The sequence below is a fragment of the Microbacterium sp. LWS13-1.2 genome (genome assembly GCF_040144835.1).
GTDB lineage: Bacteria > Actinomycetota > Actinomycetes > Actinomycetales > Microbacteriaceae > Microbacterium.
Genome location: NZ_CP151632.1, coordinates 4,107,027 through 4,124,139, shown reverse-complemented (window position 1 = coordinate 4,124,139; position 17,113 = coordinate 4,107,027). Strand labels below are relative to the sequence as shown.

Annotated in this window: 21 protein-coding genes; 12 read left to right on the top strand and 9 right to left on the bottom strand. The window is 70.8% G+C overall.

The features are described 5' to 3' along the window. Positions 1–71 precede the first annotated feature (71 nt). The gene (locus MRBLWS13_RS18955) at positions 72–350 is read left to right on the top strand and encodes a hypothetical protein (protein ID WP_349426865.1); all 279 of its coding nucleotides are present in this window, start codon (positions 72–74) and stop codon (positions 348–350) included. Between the two features lie 8 nt (positions 351–358). Next, positions 359–541 carry a hypothetical protein gene (locus MRBLWS13_RS18950; protein ID WP_349426864.1) on the top strand — a complete coding sequence of 61 codons (183 nt, stop codon included), beginning with the start codon at positions 359–361 and terminating at the stop codon, positions 539–541. An 8-nt stretch (positions 542–549) separates the two neighbouring features. On the opposite strand, the gene MRBLWS13_RS18945 is transcribed toward MRBLWS13_RS18950, so the two are convergent. Continuing rightward, positions 550–687, bottom strand: coding sequence for a hypothetical protein (locus tag MRBLWS13_RS18945; protein WP_349426863.1), 138 nt, complete (start codon positions 685–687; stop codon positions 550–552). A gap of 98 nt (positions 688–785) precedes the next feature. Here MRBLWS13_RS18945 and MRBLWS13_RS18940 point away from each other — a divergent pair, with 98 nt between their 5' ends. Next, positions 786–2,681 (top strand): hypothetical protein, encoded by a 1,896-nt coding sequence (locus MRBLWS13_RS18940; protein WP_349426862.1) that lies wholly within the window; start codon positions 786–788, stop codon positions 2,679–2,681. Between the two features lie 509 nt (positions 2,682–3,190). On the opposite strand, the gene MRBLWS13_RS18935 is transcribed toward MRBLWS13_RS18940, so the two are convergent. Next, positions 3,191–3,901 (bottom strand): DUF6338 family protein, encoded by a 711-nt coding sequence (locus tag MRBLWS13_RS18935; protein WP_349426861.1) that lies wholly within the window; start codon positions 3,899–3,901, stop codon positions 3,191–3,193. A 414-nt stretch (positions 3,902–4,315) separates the two neighbouring features. On the opposite strand from MRBLWS13_RS18935, the gene MRBLWS13_RS18930 reads away from it, so the two are divergent. From MRBLWS13_RS18930 to MRBLWS13_RS18905, 6 genes are all read left to right on the top strand, one after another. Beyond that, on the top strand, positions 4,316–4,648 hold the full coding sequence (locus MRBLWS13_RS18930) for a hypothetical protein (RefSeq protein ID WP_349426860.1): 333 nt from the start codon (positions 4,316–4,318) through the stop codon (positions 4,646–4,648). Next, positions 4,645–4,989, top strand: a complete 345-nt coding sequence (locus tag MRBLWS13_RS18925) for a hypothetical protein (protein ID WP_349426859.1) — start codon at positions 4,645–4,647, stop codon at positions 4,987–4,989. Before MRBLWS13_RS18930 ends, MRBLWS13_RS18925 begins: the two co-directional genes overlap by 4 nt. A 31-nt stretch (positions 4,990–5,020) precedes the next feature. Continuing rightward, positions 5,021–5,320: a hypothetical protein gene (locus tag MRBLWS13_RS18920; RefSeq protein WP_349426858.1), complete on the top strand. Its 300-nt coding sequence runs from the start codon at positions 5,021–5,023 to the stop codon at positions 5,318–5,320. Between the two features lie 157 nt (positions 5,321–5,477). Continuing rightward, complete coding sequence (locus MRBLWS13_RS18915; protein WP_349426857.1) at positions 5,478–5,690, top strand: hypothetical protein; 213 nt, start codon at positions 5,478–5,480, stop codon at positions 5,688–5,690. Between the two features lie 67 nt (positions 5,691–5,757). Continuing rightward, positions 5,758–6,498, top strand: a complete 741-nt coding sequence (locus MRBLWS13_RS18910; RefSeq protein ID WP_349426856.1) for a hypothetical protein — start codon at positions 5,758–5,760, stop codon at positions 6,496–6,498. Between the two features lie 93 nt (positions 6,499–6,591). Then, positions 6,592–6,927 carry a hypothetical protein gene (locus MRBLWS13_RS18905; RefSeq protein ID WP_349426855.1) on the top strand — a complete coding sequence of 112 codons (336 nt, stop codon included), beginning with the start codon at positions 6,592–6,594 and terminating at the stop codon, positions 6,925–6,927. A 49-nt stretch (positions 6,928–6,976) separates the two neighbouring features. Here the strand turns inward: MRBLWS13_RS18905 and MRBLWS13_RS18900 are convergent, their stop codons facing one another. Further along, positions 6,977–7,426 carry a hypothetical protein gene (locus tag MRBLWS13_RS18900; protein WP_349426854.1) on the bottom strand — a complete coding sequence of 150 codons (450 nt, stop codon included), beginning with the start codon at positions 7,424–7,426 and terminating at the stop codon, positions 6,977–6,979. 133 nt (positions 7,427–7,559) lie between these two features. Then, on the bottom strand, positions 7,560–7,823 hold the full coding sequence (locus tag MRBLWS13_RS18895; RefSeq protein ID WP_349426853.1) for a hypothetical protein: 264 nt from the start codon (positions 7,821–7,823) through the stop codon (positions 7,560–7,562). A gap of 210 nt (positions 7,824–8,033) precedes the next feature. Between MRBLWS13_RS18895 and MRBLWS13_RS18890 the strand changes: the two genes are divergently transcribed. Together MRBLWS13_RS18890 and MRBLWS13_RS18885 are read left to right on the top strand one after the other, a co-directional pair. Continuing rightward, positions 8,034–9,239, top strand: a complete 1,206-nt coding sequence (locus tag MRBLWS13_RS18890; RefSeq protein WP_349426852.1) for a homoserine O-acetyltransferase — start codon at positions 8,034–8,036, stop codon at positions 9,237–9,239. 69 nt (positions 9,240–9,308) lie between these two features. Further along, positions 9,309–10,964 carry a heme peroxidase family protein gene (locus tag MRBLWS13_RS18885; RefSeq protein WP_349426851.1) on the top strand — a complete coding sequence of 552 codons (1,656 nt, stop codon included), beginning with the start codon at positions 9,309–9,311 and terminating at the stop codon, positions 10,962–10,964. A gap of 7 nt (positions 10,965–10,971) precedes the next feature. Here the strand turns inward: MRBLWS13_RS18885 and MRBLWS13_RS18880 are convergent, their stop codons facing one another. The 5 genes from MRBLWS13_RS18880 to MRBLWS13_RS18860 all read right to left on the bottom strand — a co-directional run bounded on the left by MRBLWS13_RS18880 (position 10,972) and on the right by MRBLWS13_RS18860 (position 15,888). Further along, positions 10,972–11,727, bottom strand: coding sequence for an NUDIX hydrolase (locus MRBLWS13_RS18880; RefSeq protein ID WP_349426850.1), 756 nt, complete (start codon positions 11,725–11,727; stop codon positions 10,972–10,974). A 102-nt stretch (positions 11,728–11,829) separates the two neighbouring features. Next, complete coding sequence (locus tag MRBLWS13_RS18875; protein ID WP_349429109.1) at positions 11,830–13,014, bottom strand: MFS transporter; 1,185 nt, start codon at positions 13,012–13,014, stop codon at positions 11,830–11,832. A 135-nt stretch (positions 13,015–13,149) separates the two neighbouring features. Further along, entirely contained in the window at positions 13,150–13,476 is a 327-nt protein-coding gene (locus tag MRBLWS13_RS18870; protein ID WP_349426849.1) for a thiamine-binding protein, read from the bottom strand. Positions 13,477–13,533: 57 nt separating this feature from the next. After that, positions 13,534–14,745, bottom strand: a complete 1,212-nt coding sequence (locus MRBLWS13_RS18865; protein ID WP_349426848.1) for a hypothetical protein — start codon at positions 14,743–14,745, stop codon at positions 13,534–13,536. 276 nt (positions 14,746–15,021) lie between these two features. Next, positions 15,022–15,888 (bottom strand): ADP/ATP-dependent (S)-NAD(P)H-hydrate dehydratase, encoded by an 867-nt coding sequence (locus MRBLWS13_RS18860; protein WP_349426847.1) that lies wholly within the window; start codon positions 15,886–15,888, stop codon positions 15,022–15,024. Positions 15,889–15,929: 41 nt separating this feature from the next. Between MRBLWS13_RS18860 and MRBLWS13_RS18855 the strand changes: the two genes are divergently transcribed. After that, positions 15,930–16,994: an NADH:flavin oxidoreductase/NADH oxidase gene (locus tag MRBLWS13_RS18855; protein WP_349426846.1), complete on the top strand. Its 1,065-nt coding sequence runs from the start codon at positions 15,930–15,932 to the stop codon at positions 16,992–16,994. The last annotated feature ends 119 nt before the right edge of the window (positions 16,995–17,113 follow it).

Here is a 17,113-nt window from a genome sequence, read left to right as displayed (position 1 = left end):
GCCGCGGGCGAGGACAACGAGCAGGAGCCCGACCTCGACGCCATCGTCGCGAGCATCCGCGGAGGAGACCGGTGACGGCGTCCGCCGCCGGCGCACCGCCTGACCCGTTCGCGAGCGTGCCGGCCCAGCTAGCCGCGAGCGAGGCCGCCCGTCTCGCCCTCGCCGGTGAGCTGACGGACACACGGCGAGCGCTCTACATCGAGCGAGCGCTCCGACGCCATCCCGCCATCGAGCCGGCCCTCGACCTCCTCACCGGCGCAACCGCCGCAGACATCGAGCGCCAGGTCGCCAAACTGGCGAGCCTCGCCGAGGGCTCGCGCGCACCTACCTCCCCGACCAACTCCCTCTAGGAGGCCACATGTCCGCGCACACCAAAGGCTCCGCCAGGCGGCTCCGTGCCCTGTCAACGATCCAGCGTTCAGCGCCGGCGCCCACGGCCCTCAGCCGCCTCCTCACGGTCCTCACCGGCGCCGTGCTCGTCTCCCTCGGCATCTGGGCGCTGGTCGGCATCTGGGCCGGCATAGTCGGCATCTTCCAGTGACCGGCCCGTCAGTCCCATTCCCCACTCTCCAGCGCGCGTACCTCGACGAGGTGCGCGCCGAGCGTGACCGGCTCCTCGCCGAGATGCCTCCGCATCGCCGTGCCCTCCTTGCCATGACCGCCGTATCCCGCGCCCGCGGTGGTCATGGCAACCGGCACGCCAACTAGTCCCCACCTCCTCATCAGCCCCCGTCCGGCCTCCTCGCCGGCGGGGGCTTTCTCGTGCATCCCGAAAGGGCGCCCCCATGTCCAACGTCATCGGCCACGCCACCCTCAACGTCGTCCCGTCCACCAAGGGATTCGGTTCCGCCCTCAAGGGCCAGCTCGGCGGAGAGTTCGACAGCACCGGCAAGGCCGGCGGCAAGTCCCTCGGGGGTGGCATGCTTGCCGGCTTCGGCGCGGCCGTTCTCGGCCCCGCCGGCATCGCCACCGCCGGCGTCGCGGCCATGGGCGCATTCGTCGCGGGCACCATCTCGGCCGCCGGCGAGCTTGAACAGTCCCGCGGCGCCATCGACGCCGTGTTCAAGGGCACCTCCCCCGCGATGCACGAGTTTGCCGCGAACGCGTCCTCCGCGTTCGGCCTGACCGCGAACGAGGCCAACAACCTCGCCACCGTGCTCGGGTCTCAGCTCAAGAACGGCGGTACGGCCGTCGAGGAACTCGGTGGCAAGACCACCGAACTCATCGGCGTCGGCGCGGACCTGGCCGCCATGTTCGGAGGCACGACCTCCGATGCTGTCGGGGCGCTCTCCTCTGCCCTCAAGGGCGAGCGCGACCCCATCGAACGCTACGGCGTCAGCCTCACTCAGGCAGCCATCGACGCGCAGGCCGCGGCCATGGGCTTCGAGAAGGTCGGAGGCTCCCTCTCCGCCGAGGCGACCCAGGCCGCGACGCTCGCGCTCATCATGCAGCAGACCGCCGACGCCCACGGCGCCGCCGCCCGCGAGTCCGGGTCGCTCCAGGCCCGCCAGGCGCAACTCTCCGCCGGCTGGGAGAACCTCAAGGCGACCATCGGCACCGCATTCCTGCCGGCCGCCTCGTCCGTCACCGGGGTCCTCGCGGACATCGTCAACGGCGCCGGCCCCCTCATCAACCAGATTGGCCCCGGCCTCTCATCGTTGTTCGCCACCGTCGGCCCGGCGTTCACCGAACTCGGCGGCGCCCTCGTCCAACTCCTGCCGAGCATCTCGCCGCTAGGCATCCTGTTCCAGGGCCTCGCCCCGGTCCTCCCCCAGATCGGCGCCCTCCTCGCTCAGATCGCGACCGTCATGGCCGGCGTCCTCACGACCGCGGCCCAGGCACTCGCCCCGGTCATCGCGATCATCGCCGACGTCATCTCGCGCGTCCTGGCGGCGGCCCTGCCCATCGTGTCGTCGCTGTTCACTGCGCTCGGTCCGATCCTCACTGTTGCCGGCGAATTGTTCGCCGCCCTCGCCGAGGCCGTGGTCCCGCTCATCACCCAGATTGCGGACTTCCTCATCCCGATCATCGAGGCACTCATGCCTGTCGTCGAGGTTGTGTTCGGCCTCATCACCGACATCATCAAGGTCGCCCTAGACGTCATCCAGGGCGTCATCCAGGTCGTCACCTCGGCCATTGAGGGCGACTGGGATGCCGTCTGGGACGGCATCAAGGGCATCCTTGAGGACGCGTGGGACGGCATCACGTCCGCCGTCGACAACGCCCTCGGCGACCTCGAAACATGGTTCAAGGACCTGTGGCCAAACATCCAGGGTTGGCTCGGCGACGTCGGCGACTGGCTTTACGACACCGGCTCCGATCTCATCCAGGGCCTCCTCGACGGCATCGGTTCCATGGCCGGCGACATCTGGGACGCAATCAATGCCCCGATTGAGGACGCCATCGCCGGCGTCAAGGACTTCCTTGGCATAGCCTCCCCCTCCAAGCTCATGCGCCAACTCGGCGAGTGGACCGGCGAGGGCTTCGCCATCGGTCTCGCCGACACCGATGACCAGATCAGCGCCGCTGGCCTGAGCCTCGCCTCGACCGCCGTCGACTCGTTGTCAGGCGTCGAGGTTGGCAACGTCGAGGGCGGCATCGCGGAGCGCACCGCGGCGGCCATCACTGCCAGCCTCGCGGGTATCACTGGCAACAACTACTCCACCACCTACAACGACTAGTCGACGTCGACCGAGGACAAGCGGGCAAAGCTCCAGCGCGCCCAGACGAACCTCGAACGATCCGTCGCGGCGACTCTCCGACGCTGACACCGAGGAGTGCAACATGGGCCCACGCGCATCCGACCGCGTGGGCCCCGATCAGGTGGAGGCGACGGCCCGCTAGGGCGCTACTTCTTCGCCGCCCCTGAGTCGCCGGCGGAACCCCTCGGCCCTTGCGTGGGCGGCGGCTTCACATCAACCGGCTTCATCATCGTCGGCCGCGCTCCAAACTGACCGTTGGAACTCTTCGGCTGTGCACCGCGGTTCTCGGTGCCTCGTTCCTCAGCCATCGACCTACTCCGACGCCGCGCCGGAGTCGCCCGCGCCCCCGGACGGCCCGCTCGTCGGCGGCTTGATGGCAGGCGTGGGCTTGCTCCCTGCGTTGGGCTTCGCGCCCTCCTGGATCAGTCGCGGCGCGCTCCCGTGTGACAGGTGGTCTGACTGTCCCTTGTCGTCTGACATATCTCTCCCTACTCGTTGTCGTCGCCCTCGCTGGGCTTCATATTGATCCACTCGACGTGGCACGCATCTGTGATCGGCACCCACACACCGAGCGAGTCCTCGATCCGCTCAAGAAACTGACCGGTCTTGCTCATGCGCCACTGATGCGCGATGAAGATGTCACGTTCATACGGGTAGGTACTGATGTACCCCGCGGCGTCGAACCAGCCACCGATGTAGACACCGGTCGAGGTCTTGATACGCACGAACCGCGGCAGGTCCGCGCCGTAGGCGGCATGATCCCACGCCCGCGGCATCGCCTGATTCCGGTTCACCGGCTTCGAGACCGTTGCAAGCGTGCCGTCCTCCTGGACGGTGGTCACCTTCGTCCGGCGACTGATCAGCGCCGCAATGCCTCCCGGCACCACGACGAGAAGCAAGACCGCCACGACGGCGACGAGTCCGGCGGGGGCACCTTTCCATCCCGTCTCGATCCAACGCTGGAGCGCACTGAGCGTTCCCTCCCCCGTCCAGATGGCAGCCACACCAAACCCGAGAACGAGGAGCCCGGCGTAGACCACGAGGAAGATGGCGCTGACGTACAGCGCTTCCAGGATGCGCGAGCCGGCACCGTGGTCAGGAGTTCGCCAGCCGACGTAACCCGTGCGGACCGTCACGAAGCTGAATCCCGGCACGAGCATGGCCACGAAGATCAGCACCTGGGGCAGGGACTCGGGCACCGTCACAGGGTCAACATACATGCGAGCGCCGACGTGGCACGGCACTTCTGATCCGAGCATCTCCGCATCGACGCGGCGTTGACCGCCTGACCCCTGGGGGAGGACTCCCCTCCCGCCCCCTCCCTTCCCGCCCGGAGCGGCATAGCGTGGCTTTGTGCGGCCCAGCAGAGCCCTGATTTTTGGATAGCATCGCTCCGCTTCTCCACCGCACGCACCCCCGGAAGGACACCACGATGCAACGATGCGTAGGCCCCTGCGGCCGCCTCCTGAGAGTCGCCGAGTTCCCCACTCGCGGCCTCGGCAAGTGCTGGGACTGTTTCAAGGGCGAGGAGCCCTCGCACCCCGGCGAGGACGTAGTCGTCCCGCCATCAACCTCTCGGTCACCCGGCCGACTTCAAGGGTTCTAGGAGCCAATTGACCACCATCACCGACCATCCCTCGCATTGGCCCGAGGCCGTCGTCGACACCTACGACGGCACCCTCGACCTCCTGCCTGAACTCGCCGGCCCGGCGTTCGCCTCTCTCGTCGAGGCCTGCGAACTCCTCGCCACCGCCTACGCGCTCGACGAGGTCGCCACCGCCGCCGGCCACACGTCGACTGGGTCCATGGGGCAAGTCGTCCTGCACCCGGCCGTTACCGAGGCCCGCCTCGTTCGCACCGCGGCGGCCAGCATTCTCTCCAAGCTCGTCCCACCGACCAGCCGCGCCCAGCGCATGGCCCGAGGTCGACACGGCGGAACCCGATGAGGGCACCCTCCTCCGAACGCCGCGCGGGGCACACCGGTCCGGCCGCGCGTATCGCGGCGCTTGCCCCCCTGGACGTCTCGGGCGCCGTAGGCGCCGGCGTCCACCCACTCCGCGCCGCCCTCGACGCGGTGCGCGAGCATCCTGAGGTGTCCTCGGCCACGTCCGAGGCCTCCTCGGTCGACCGCGCCCGCCTTCTCCAGGAGCGCGCTGCCGTCGTGTTCCGCACGGCCCGTGAGCACGCCGACGCACCCTACTTCACCGATGTCGGCGCCTGTGTCCACGTTGAGGCCGGCGAACCGTACGCGGCACGTCGCGGCGACTCGGAACCAGCGCCGTTCTGACCGTCCTCGCCTTCCCATCGATTGGAACCTCATGCCACTTTCCGGACACGTCTGGGGCCGCTACAGCGACCCCACGGGTGACGCCATGCGCGGCGCGGTGCGGTTCCGGCGCGTCGAGCCCGCGCACCTCCCGGATGCAGAACCGCCGGCGACCATCGCGCCCCGCCTCGTCACCGCGACACTCGACGCTACGGGGCTCGCGGAGGCCGATCTGGCCATCGGCACCTACGAAGTCTCCTTCGCTCTCGTCGGCGCCTCGCTCCCCCGCTTCCGGCTCGACGTAACCGCGGACAACACGGTCGAGAATCCGGGCGCAATCATCCCCTCCTGACGCCGGGCGGATGGCCGTTGCGGGGGTCTCACCCGACCGCGCCGCATCCGCCGACGCCCAGTTTTGATCCCCAGCCCCCAGGCTCGCCTCTCCCGGCGTCCTGGGGGCTTTCGTCGTTCCCCTGGCGTCTGTCTGCCGCGCGGCCTACCGTCGAGCCATGGACCCGCGCCCCGGCTCTCTGCCCGGTCGCCCCAACCGCGACCTCGAACTCACCTACCTACGCGCCGGCGCGGATCCGCCGTGGGAACGACCACATCTCAACGGCCGCGACGTCACCAACACACCCGAGTTGCAGACGCCGTACGAGCGCGAGCGTCGGCGGGAGTTCGAGGAGCGCGTCCAGAGCTACCGCAGAGACGGCCTCCTCTGAGCGCCATCCTGCCTCTATTGGCGTGACACGCCCGTCCACGACGCCGACCGCGCGGCATGATGTCCCCATGGCCGACATCGACTCCCTCGTCCCACCGCACGAGCCCGCCGAGGATGCACTCGCCACGGTCGGCAAGATTGCACTCTCGCTCATGATCCCCGGCGCCGGCCCGATCCTTGCCGAGGTCCTCGGCCACGCCGTCGCGACTCGGCAGGCGGCGATGCAACACGACTTCAACGCCGCCGTCGCACGCGAGCTTGAGCGTGTCGCCGCGGGCGTCGATGAGGCGCTCACGGTCGAGGACGTCATCGCCTCGGACGAGTTCATCGCGAGCATGACTCGCGCCTCCCGCGTCGCGTCCGAGACCTCATCGCACGCCAAGCGCCGCCGCCTCGCCGCCGCCGTGGCCAATGGCGGACCGTGGGCCGCGTTCCCGTCCGCCCGGCGCGAGCGGTTCACCAAGCTCGTCAACGACTACGACGACCTCCATGTCTGGATGCTTCAGTACCTCAACGACCCCGAGGCCTGGCTTCAAGCTCACGGCATCCCGTACGTCGGCGACGGTCTCGTCCCGCCCGGCCCGGATCACCCGCTCAACGCAGCATTCCGCGTGCCCGCTGAGGTCTGGCAATTCCAGGTCGCTCGCCGGGTCGCCGACCTGGATGCTGAGCGACTCGTCCGCATCCCCGAGGCGCTCCAGCGCACGCCAGGTGACCCCACCTGGGCCAAGGTCACCGGCGTCGGGCGCGAGTTCCTCGCGTTCGTCGGCGAGCCCGAGCCCGTAGCCGTTCCAGCGCCGGAACTCTGACCGACGGCGGGCAACGAGCCCTCCGGAGGCGGTCTCTCCATGCATGCATCACCGCATGCGCCGACCGCCCCCGACCCACAGGGACCCCACCCGATGACCTCCACCCCACGCCCCGCCGGCGACGCCAACGCCCTCCGTGACGCCGCCCTCAAACATGCCTCGGCCGCCCTCGAACTCGTCGACATCGCCCGCACCGCCGGCGCCGTCCAGTGGGAGTCGCCACCCGGCGCACCCGTCGAACGAAACGATGTCGCCGCCAGCTCCAATGACGTCCCCCGGCCTACCGAGCGCACCGCCACCGACGAGCGCCGCCTCCAACTCCGCGCCGGCTACCTCGGCGCCGTCGAGGCCCTCCGCCACGCGACCATCGCGCTCCGCCGCGCCGCCGGCAACATCGACGCCGCCCTCGTCCCCTACTCGGCGGCATGACAAAGGCCCCCGCCCTCATGAGGAGCGGGGGCCTTTCGTCGTTCCTGGCCTACTTCTCCTTGTACAGCTCGGCGAGAATTGCCCGAATCGCCAGCCCGGTCTCGTTCTTGTCCTTGACCCAGCGCGGAATCTCGTCCTCCGGCGCGTCGAGCTTGGCGGCCATCTCCTCCAGCGTCTTGCCATTGGTCACTCGCTCCCACTGGCGCGGCACCCAACGAGGACCCACGACCGTCGTGAGTGCGAGAGCTTCGGCGCCGAGCTGTGCTCGCTCCAGGGGATCCGTCGACCCGCCCCGGTTGTTGTTGGTGGCGAGCCTCACGGCGTACTCAAGCTCCAGCTTCAAGCGGTCGTGCTCCAGCGAGCGGCGCGCGATGTGGAGTTGCGTCCGGCGGTCGATCAACCCAACCGCGAGCGCAACAATGGCGGCCACCAACGCCACGACGCCGACGCCCACCTGGATCCAGTCGCCCACCGTCATCACGTCGGCGGCGTCCGCCACAAGAGTCCTCATGACAGGACCGTATCGCCAGCCGCCGACGCGCAGCACGCGACAAGGGCCCCGGCATCATGCCGAGGGCCCTATCCTGGGCGACAGGCCGCCCGGAGCTACTAGACCTAGCTCCGGTCGGTCCTCACGCCGCCAGCGCGTGCCGGTTCACTCGCGCCTCCACAAGGCTCACGAGACGCGCTACGTGCGCCTCTCCGAGCCCGCCAAGCGCCGAACCGACCAACACGAGGTCGACGAGCCCCCAAGCGCCCTCAGCGGCGAGGACGCCCTCCACGGTCTCGGCGAGCGTCTCGTCGACCCTGGCGGCCAGGCGCCATCCTGCCGTCTCCACCACCGGCGCCCCGTGCCGCTCGATCATCTCGGCAAGGACCCGAACATCGTTGGTCATTTCGACCCTCTCTCGGCGCTCCCAGCGAGCGCCACCTCGGCGAGCGTAGCACGCGTGAAACCCCAGGTCTGACGGCAAATCGTACGTCGACTCGCGCAAGTCGACTTGTGCGACGGCGCCAGCATTTCACCCGCCGTAACACCGGCCATCGCCCGCGCCGCGCCGGATACCCTCGTGTAAACGCAACTACCTCCGAAACGAGAGTGTCAATTGGACTGGCAGACCTCCGAAGACACGGTGCCGAGCGCGCCGGTGACGGAGGCCGACGCCCGGCTGCTGCTGGGGCGACCGCCGGCGACGGGCGCGTGGCGTGACGGCGACCCCGTCGGCGACCGCCACTTCGCCGCCTTCGGCTCGTTCCGCACCGAGGGCGGTCGCGAGCTTCCCGCCTACCGCCTCGCCTACGAGACGTGGGGCGAGCTCAACGCCGCGCGCGACAACGCCGTGCTCGTGCTGCACGCCCTCACCGGCGACAGCCACCTGCGCGGACCGGCCGGCGCGGGGCATCCGACCTCCGGCTGGTGGGACGACATCGTCGGCCCCGGCGCCCCCATCGACACCGACCGCTGGTTCGTCATCGCACCGAACATGCTCGGCGGCTGCCAGGGCTCGACGGGTCCGGCATCCATCGGCCCGGACGGCTACGAGTGGGCCTCGCGATTCCCGTACCTCACGATCCGCGACCAGGTCGCGGCGCAGGTGCGCCTCGCCGACGCGCTCGGCATCGACGTCTGGGCGGCCGTCGTCGGCGGGTCCATGGGCGGCATGCACGCGCTCGAGTGGGCGGTGATGCTGCCCGATCGCGTGGCACGCGTCGGCATCCTGTCGTCGCCGCCGGTCAACACCGCTGACCAGATCGCGCTCAACTCGGTGCAGCAGGAGGCCATCCGCATCGACCCGCGCTTCCTGGGCGGCGAGTACTACGACGCGGGCGACGGCGACGGCCCCAACCGCGGACTCGCGCTCGCCCGCCGCATGGCCCTCCTGAACTACCGCTCCCCCACCGAGCTCAATCAGCGGTTCCAGCGCAGTTGGCAGTCCGGCGTGAGCCCGCTCGGCCACGGCGGACGCTTCGCCGTCGAGTCGTACCTCGATTTCCACGGCAACAAGTTCACGCGGCGCTTCGACGCGAACTCGTACATCACGCTCGTCGAGGCGATGAACTCCCACGACGTCGGCCGCGACCGCGGCGGGGTCGAGGACGCCCTCGCCCTCGTCACCGCCACCGCGCTCGTGCTCGGCATCGACAGCGACCGGCTGTTCCCGATCGACGGGCAGCACCGCATCGCGCGCGGCATCCGCCGCACCCTCGACGGCGACCGCGCCGTCGTGCTCTCGAGCGACTTCGGCCACGACGGCTTCCTCATCGAGACGCACGCGGTCGGTGCGCACCTGCGGCGACTGCTCGAGTCCTGATTCGCGCCGTCGGCGTATCACCGCTGTAGGTGTCCCCCTCCCACTGGGCAATGTCCCAAGGAGGGAATCATGAGCACTGATACCAGATCGGGTGCCGAGTCGCCCGAAGACGCATTCGCCGCGCAGCCCTTCCTGCGCGAGCAGCTGGGCCTGAACGGCACCCGCGAGAGGTCGCCCGGTGAGAAGCGGCAGGCGCCGCGGCTCCCCGTCGACATCCGGTCCTCACTGGAGGCGGTACGACCGGAGCACGGACGCTTCCACGGCGCCAAGTTCTCGCTCGGGTACTTTCCGGCGCACGACGTCTTCGCGTCGGACGCCGACAAGTTCGGGTACCTGACGAAGGCCAAGGTGCGCGCGGCCAGCCGACTGCCGCTCGACGACGCGACACGAGACCTGCTGAGCCAGCTCGGCAACCTCATGGCCAACAGCGGCCGCGAGACCGCGGCCGACTCGGCGACGCCGGCCGGCTACACCTACGTCGGGCAGTTCGTCGACCACGACATCACCCTCGACGTGTCCTCTGCGCTCGATTCACCGGCTCTCGTCGACGCGACGATCATCAACAACATGCGCTCGCCGATGCTCGATCTCGACAGCGTCTACGGCAGGGGTCCGGCGGTGGACGCGTTCCTCTACGCCGCGCCCGCACCGGGAGAACCGGCATCCGCGTTCCGCATGCTGCTCGGCACCAACCTTCCCAGCGGTCTCGGGGGCGCCGGCGGCGCCGCGGGCGGCGGCGGAATGGTGGCGCACACCGATTTCGACGTGCCGCGCACCTCGGCGCTCACGGCGATCATCGGTGACCCGCGCAACAACGAGAACCTCATCGTGTCGCAGCTGCACCACGCGATGCTCCGCTTGCACAACGCCATCGTCGACCAGCTGATCGCGTCGGGCTTCACCGGCGACATCTTCGTCGAGGCGAAGCGACAGGCGACGCTGCACTATCAGTGGGCGGTCGTGCACGACTTCCTGCCGCGCATCTGCGGTCAGGCGGCGGTCGACGACGCGCTGGCGAACGTGAAGGCGAAGCCGAACAGCAGGTTCCAGATGCCGGTGGAGTTCTCGGTCGCCGCCTACCGGTTCGGGCACAGCATGATCCGCGACGAGTACTGGCTCAACTTCGAACTGCGCAACAAGCCGATGTCGGACGTCTTCGCCTTCATCCACGAACCGCACCTGCCGGTGCGCTCGAACTGGGTCGTCGACTTCAACGCGTTCTTCGAGATCGGCTTCGCCGTCCCCGTGTTCAACAGCGCACGCAAGATCGACAGCGTGCTGGCGAGCGCGCTCGAGGACCTCGACGGGTCGGGCACCAACGCGCTCATGAGCATCCTCGCGACGCGCAACCTGCTGCGCGGCCTCGTCCTCGGCCTGCCGAGCGGACAGGCGACGGCGGCGGCGCTCGGCGTGCCCGTGCTCACCGCCGCCCAGCTCACCGACGGTCTTCCCGCCGACGAGATCGCGGTCCTCGAGCAGCAGGACGGCCTCCTCCTCGAGAAGACGCCGCTCTGGTACTACGTGCTGCGCGAGGCGATGGTGACGACTGCCGGAGAGCACCTCGGACCGCTCGGGGCGAAGATCGTGGCCGATACGTTCGTCACGCTGCTGCGCCGGGACGCGCTGTCGATGCTGAACGTCTCGTTCATCCCGACGCTCGGGGCAGCCCCCGGCGCGTTCACGTTCGCGGACCTGGTGCGCGTCGCCGATGTGATCGGCGCCTGAGGCCGGCTCAGCCCGTGCGCTCGTAGCGCCACGGGAGAGCGCCGATCTCCAGGCGATGACGGGATCCGGATGCCGCGGCTGCGGCATCCGGATCCCATTCGTCGTCGCCCCGCCAGACCAGCATCGGTCCGTCGCCGCCCCGGCGTGCCACCGTCTCGAAGTGGTGCACGCCGCCCAGTCGCGCGGCGCCGATGACGGACGCGGTGTCGGCGTGGCCGGCCAGGCCGTGCAGCGTCACCCAGGTCGGCGGGTACAGCGTGAACTCCCCGCGGCCATGCCGTGCCAGCGCGTCGGCCGGACGCAGCCACTCGGCCGCGACCGCCTCGTCGGCCGAGAGCGCGAGCACGCCCGCGGCAGCCGGTGCGACGAAGAACCACGTGCGGATCCGCAGCGCGAGTCCGGGCGGCGGGTCCCAGCACGACAGGGTCACGAGGGCGTCCGGATCGAGAGCGAGCGCCGTCTCCTCACGCGTCTCGCGCACGCCCGCGGTGCGGGCGACCTCTTCCTCCGGCTCGTCGGCGACGCGGCGGTCTGCGGCCTCGAGCTTGCCGCCCGGGAACACCCACGCGCCGGCGAACGAGCCGCGGTCGGGCCGCTCGATCATCAGTGCCTCGAGCCCGTCGGCTGTGTCGCGCAGGAGGACGACGGTCGCCGCCACGGGGACCGACGGGTCGTTGGCGTCCTCGGGACGACGACTCCGCGCGCCGCCGATCGAGTCGCTCAGCGCCTGCAGCGCACGGTCGGCGGGCGTGGGCTCCGGCATCCGCTCACTCTACCCAGCGCCCGAACCGCGTCCACGGCCCCGGAGTGCGGCTGAGCGGATGCCGGACGCCGCGGTCTCGCCGCGACGAGCACGCTGCGACGCTCACACCGCGACGAGCACGCGGCGACGCTCGGCCGCAATGCTCGCCACAGCGAGCACGAGACCGGCGCCGGCGAGCGCCACGCCGACCCACGCGGGCGCGAGGAAGCCCCAGCCCGCCGCGATCACGACGCCGCCGAGGAACGCGCCCAGGCTGTTGCCGATGTTGAGGGCGGAGTGGTTGAGCGCCGCGGCGATCGACTGGTTGTCCTGTGCGACGTCCATCAGGCGCGTCTGGATCGTGGGACTGAGCGCCGACGCGACGAAGCCTGTCGCGAACACGAAGAAGCCCAGCGCCCAGATCCACTCCGCCGTGACGGCGAGGAGCGCGAGCACGACGGCGACCCCGATCAGCCCGCCGATGAGCGTGCGCTTGAGGTCGACGTCGGCGAGGTGCCCGCCGACGAGGTTTCCGACGGTCATGCCGAGGCCCATGACGACGAGCACGATGGGCACGACCCACTCGGGCGAGCCCGCGACCTCCGTCACCAGCGGGGCGATGTAGCTATAGACCGCGAAGAAGCCGCCGAAGCCGATCGCACCGACACCGAGCGCGAGCCACACCTGCCCGATGCGGAAGACCTTGAGCTCGGCACGCATCGTGCGGCTCGGATCCCCCGGCCGCTCGGGCACGAAGAACGCGATGAGGATCGTCGCGGCGGCGAAGATGGCCGCCACCACCATGAACGCGGCACGCCAGCCCACCTGCTGCCCGAGGTACGTCCCGAGCGGCACACCGACGACGTTCGCAACGGTGAGGCCGGTCAGCACGAACGCGACGCCCTTCGCGCGCATGCCCGGGCCGAGCACGTCGGCGGCCACGAGCGCGCCGATGCCGAAGTACGCGCCGTGCGGGAGCCCCGCGAGGAACCGGGATGCAGCGACCCACTCGAACGTCGGGGCGAGGAACGTGAGCGCGTTGAAGACGGTGAGCGCCAGGGCGAGCCCGATCATGACCCGCTGGCGCGGATACTTCGCCACCGCGCCGGCGATGGTCGGAGCACCGACGACCACGCCCAGCGCGTAGAGCGAGATGAGCCAGCCGGCCTGCGCGATCGCATCTTCGGAGCGCGTGGCCCACAGCGACGGCAGCAGATCCTCCGCGATGTTCGGCAGGAGGCCCATCACCACGAACTCGGTCATGCCGATGCCGAAGCTGCCGACGGCGAGCGACAGGAGCGCCCACATCGCGGCCTTCTTCGACAGGGAGGAGGTCGTCAGGTCCGAGGAGGGCACCACGTCACGCTAGCGGCGGTCGCGCCCGCTGTCGAATCGATTCGGCACCCGACGTCGCATAAGACGGCGCGGCGGTGCGACCGGCCTCTACTCGAGCCCGCCGTCGACCTCCTGCCGCTCTACCGCGGCTTCCAGTCGCTCGATCTTGCCGTCGAGCTCTCCCGTGTATCCGGGCCGGATGTCGGCCTTGAGCACGAGCGAGATCCGCGAGCCGTAGGGCGCCACGGCGTCGGTGGCCCGCTTTACGACGTCGAAGACCTCGTCCCATTCCCCCTCGATCTCGGTGAACATCGACGTCGTGCGGTGCGGCAGGCCGCTGTCGCGGACCACCCGCACGGCGGCGGCCACGGCATCGTGCACCGAGCCGTCGGCACGGCCGGTCCCGCTGGGGGCGACGGAGAAGGCGACGAGCATTCGAACCTCCGGTTCTCGAGGGGTGTCGCGGAGCCACGACGGTGGCGCGACCCCGACCTACTCTGGCACGCGCAGCAGCACCGGCCGGCGCACGCGCACCCGCGCCAGGCGCACCACGACCCAGGCGAACAGGCCAACGAGCAGCACGTTACGCACGACGAGCAGCGCCACCGCCGCGGGCATGAGCGTCAGGATCGCGTCGTACCAGACGGGGAAGATCAGCTGTGTGAGCGCCAGGATCACGAGCGTCAGCACCGCCGGCCGCCGCCAGCGCCGCACCTGGAGGACGAGCCCGGCGACGACGGGCGCCACGAGCCACGTCATGTACTGGGGCGAGCCGACCTTGTTGAGCACGATGAACCCGAGGACGAGTGCGGCGGCGAGCGGCGGGAACAGCGCGACGAACGACGCTCCCCGCCACGCCTTGACGGCCCCGACCGCCGCGATCGCCAGCATCCCCGCGATGAGCACGGGCGTCATGACGGCGATCACCGGGTCCACGCCGGGGCCGGTCACCTGGAAGGTGATCAGGTCCCGATCGTAGAAGATCGTCGCGTCCGGCACGCCGGCCGCCGCGAGCATCATGTACACCGTGCTGACCGGAGCCTCGATCTGAAGACCCCGGGAGGTCTGGTCGCCGACGAAGCCGAGCAGGTGGCCGCCACCACCGGCCAGCAGTGCGGCGATCACCACGACGGCCGAGACGATCGCGACACCACCGACGACGGCCGACCGTCGCCGAACCGCGATCACAGCCGAAGCGAGCAGCGCCGCCGGCCAGACCTTGATCCAGGTGGCGACGGCGAGGAGCGCCGACCCGAGCCACGGCCGGCCGACGAGCCACAGCCCGCCGGCGACGGCCAGCGGCACGGTGACCGCGTCGAGCCGGAACATGCCCACACCGCCGAGGGCCAGGATGGCGGCGAGCCAGAACCAGGCGGCGACCAGGCGGCCGCGTGACCTGGCGTTCCCGAGCAGCACCGCGAACGCCGCCGCGTCGAGCGCCGTGACGAGCAGCCCCCACCCGAGCGTGTAGTCCACGAGGCCGCTGAAGGCGCCGACCAGGAGGATCGGCAGGAGCGCCGGCGGCGGGTAGACCCACTCCTCGGTGATGCCCGGGATGGCCCCACCCATCAGGGTGCGTCCCGCCCACCACCGGTACAGCTGGTCGACGTCCCACGATGCGGCGTGATCGGCCGCGAAACCGAGCCAGATCACCACGGCATGCACGAGGACGAAAGCCGCCCACACCACCGCCCGTCGCGCCACCCCACCATCCTAGGGAGCCGCGAGAACGCGGCCGCGCCGCGTTCAGCGTCCTTGCCGCGCCGCGTTCAGCGTCCTTGCCGCGCCGCGTTCAGCGTCCTTGCCGCGCCGCGTTCAGCGTCCTTGCCGCGCCGCGTTCAGCGTCGGCGGTCGAGCCGCGGCTCAGTGCGCGGCTGCGCAGCGGTTCAGCGTCGCGGCCAGGCCGCGGCTCACTCCACGGCCGCGCGGTGGCTCACTCCGCGGTCGCGCCGTGGCTCACTCCGCGGCCGGCGCCGTGGCTCAGCCCCGCGCGAGGACCTCGGCCACCGCCTGCGGAAGCGCCTCGGCGACGTCCAGCGCCGTGATCGGCCCGTCCCCCGAGGGCGGCGAACTCGGCGACCCGGCGATGCTCGCCCCCGTCGCCGCGATGGCGCCCGCCCGCCCGTGCAGCCACGCGCCCGAGGCCGCGATCGCCGCGAGCCCGGCGGCATCCGTGTGCTCGTCCCGCGCCACCGCGCCTGCGACGAGGGCGCCGATGACCCCGGCGAGCACGTCGCCGGTGCCGGCGGTGGCGAGCCACGGGGTTCCTGACTCGATCGTGGCGGTCCATCCGTCGGGGGCGACCACGACGGTGACGGCGCCCTTCAGCAGCACGACGGCGCCCGTGGCCTCGGCGGTCTCGCGGGCCGCAGCTGCGCGGTCGGCGGGCGCATGGCCGAGACCGAGTGCTGAGCGCAGTCGCGCATGCTCGCGGTCGTGCGGCGTGAGGATGCGCGGCGCGGTGGCTTCGGCCGCGAGATCCAGCGCGCCTGCGTCGACGACGACCGGATCGGTGTCCGACAGCAGGCTCCGCAGCGCGTCGGTGTCGGCGGCGGTGCGGACCGCGGCATCCGTTCCCGATCCGATCACCCACGCCTGAACCCGCCCGTCGGCCGTCACGGTCTCTGGCCGGCGCGCGAGCACCAGATCGCTCGGGCGGTCGGGGCCGAGGTAGCGCACCATGCCGAGGCCCGTGCGCCAGGCCGCCTCGACGCCCAGCACGGCCGCGCCCGGATATGTCTGGGAGCCCGTTCGCATGCCGAGCACGCCTCGGGAATACTTGTCATCGTCGGCCGTTGGCCTCCGCAGGGCGCGAGCGGTGTCAGCGCGCGTCCACGTCCTCACCATGTGGTCACAGTACCGCGCACCCGATCCGATCCGGAGACCCGATGGCCCGCCTGTTCACCCCTCTCACGCTGCGCGACGTGACGGTGCGCAACCGCCTCTGGGTCTCGCCGATGTGCCAGTACAGCGCGATCGACGGGGTGCCGCAGGAGTGGCATCACACCCACCTCGCGCAGTTCGCATCAGGCGGTGCGGGCCTCATCGTCGCCGAGGCGACCGCAGTGTCGCCCGAGGGCCGGATCTCGCCGCACGACACCGGACTGTGGAACGACGAGCAGCGCGACGCGTGGGCGCCGATCGTCGCCGCGATCCGCAGCCGCGGCGCGGTCGCCGGGGTCCAGCTCGCCCACGCGGGACGCAAGGCGTCGACGTGGTGGCCGTTCTCGGGCCGGCGCGGATCGGTCGCGGCCGACGAGGGCGGCTGGAGCACCGTCGCACCGTCGGCGATCCCGTTCGACGGCTTCGCCCAGCCGCTCGCTCTCGACCATGCGGGCATCGATCGCATCGTCGCCGATTTCGCGTCCGCCGCACGCCGTGCCGTCGCCGCCGGATTCCAGGTGCTCGAGCTGCACGGGGCCCACGGCTACCTGCTGCACCAGTTCCTGTCCCCGCTGTCGAACCGGCGCGACGACGAGTACGGCGGTTCGCTCGAGAACCGCGCACGGCTGCTGCTGCGGGTGCTCGACGCGGTGACGGATGCCGCTCCCGGCGTTCCCGTGATCGTGCGGTTCTCGGCCACCGACTGGGCCGACGGCGGCTGGGATGCCGACGAGACGGCGACCGTTGCACGATGGGCGGCGGACCGCGGCGCCGACTTCTTCGACATCTCCAGCGGTGGGCTCGTCGCCCACCAGAAGCTGACGACCGGCCCGGGCTACCAGGTCGAACTCGCCGCACGGGTGCGCCGGGAGGCCGGTGTGCCGGTGAACGCCGTCGGCATGATCGACGACGCGGCCCACGCCGAGCGCGTGCTCGCCGACGACGCCGCCGACGCCGTGATGGCCGGCCGCGAATGGCTGCGCGACCCGCACTACGGACTGCGCGCAGCCGACGAGCTCGGTGCCGAGATCGACTACTGGCCGAAGCAGTACCTCCGCGCCCGCCGTTGATCCGCCGGCGCTCGGCCGTTTTGGGGCGCGCGGCGCGCGTTCGGGGCGGACGCCGCACGCCCCACGCGTTCGCGCCGCGCCCCGAACCGCGCAGACCCAAGAAGACGATGAGCGGATGC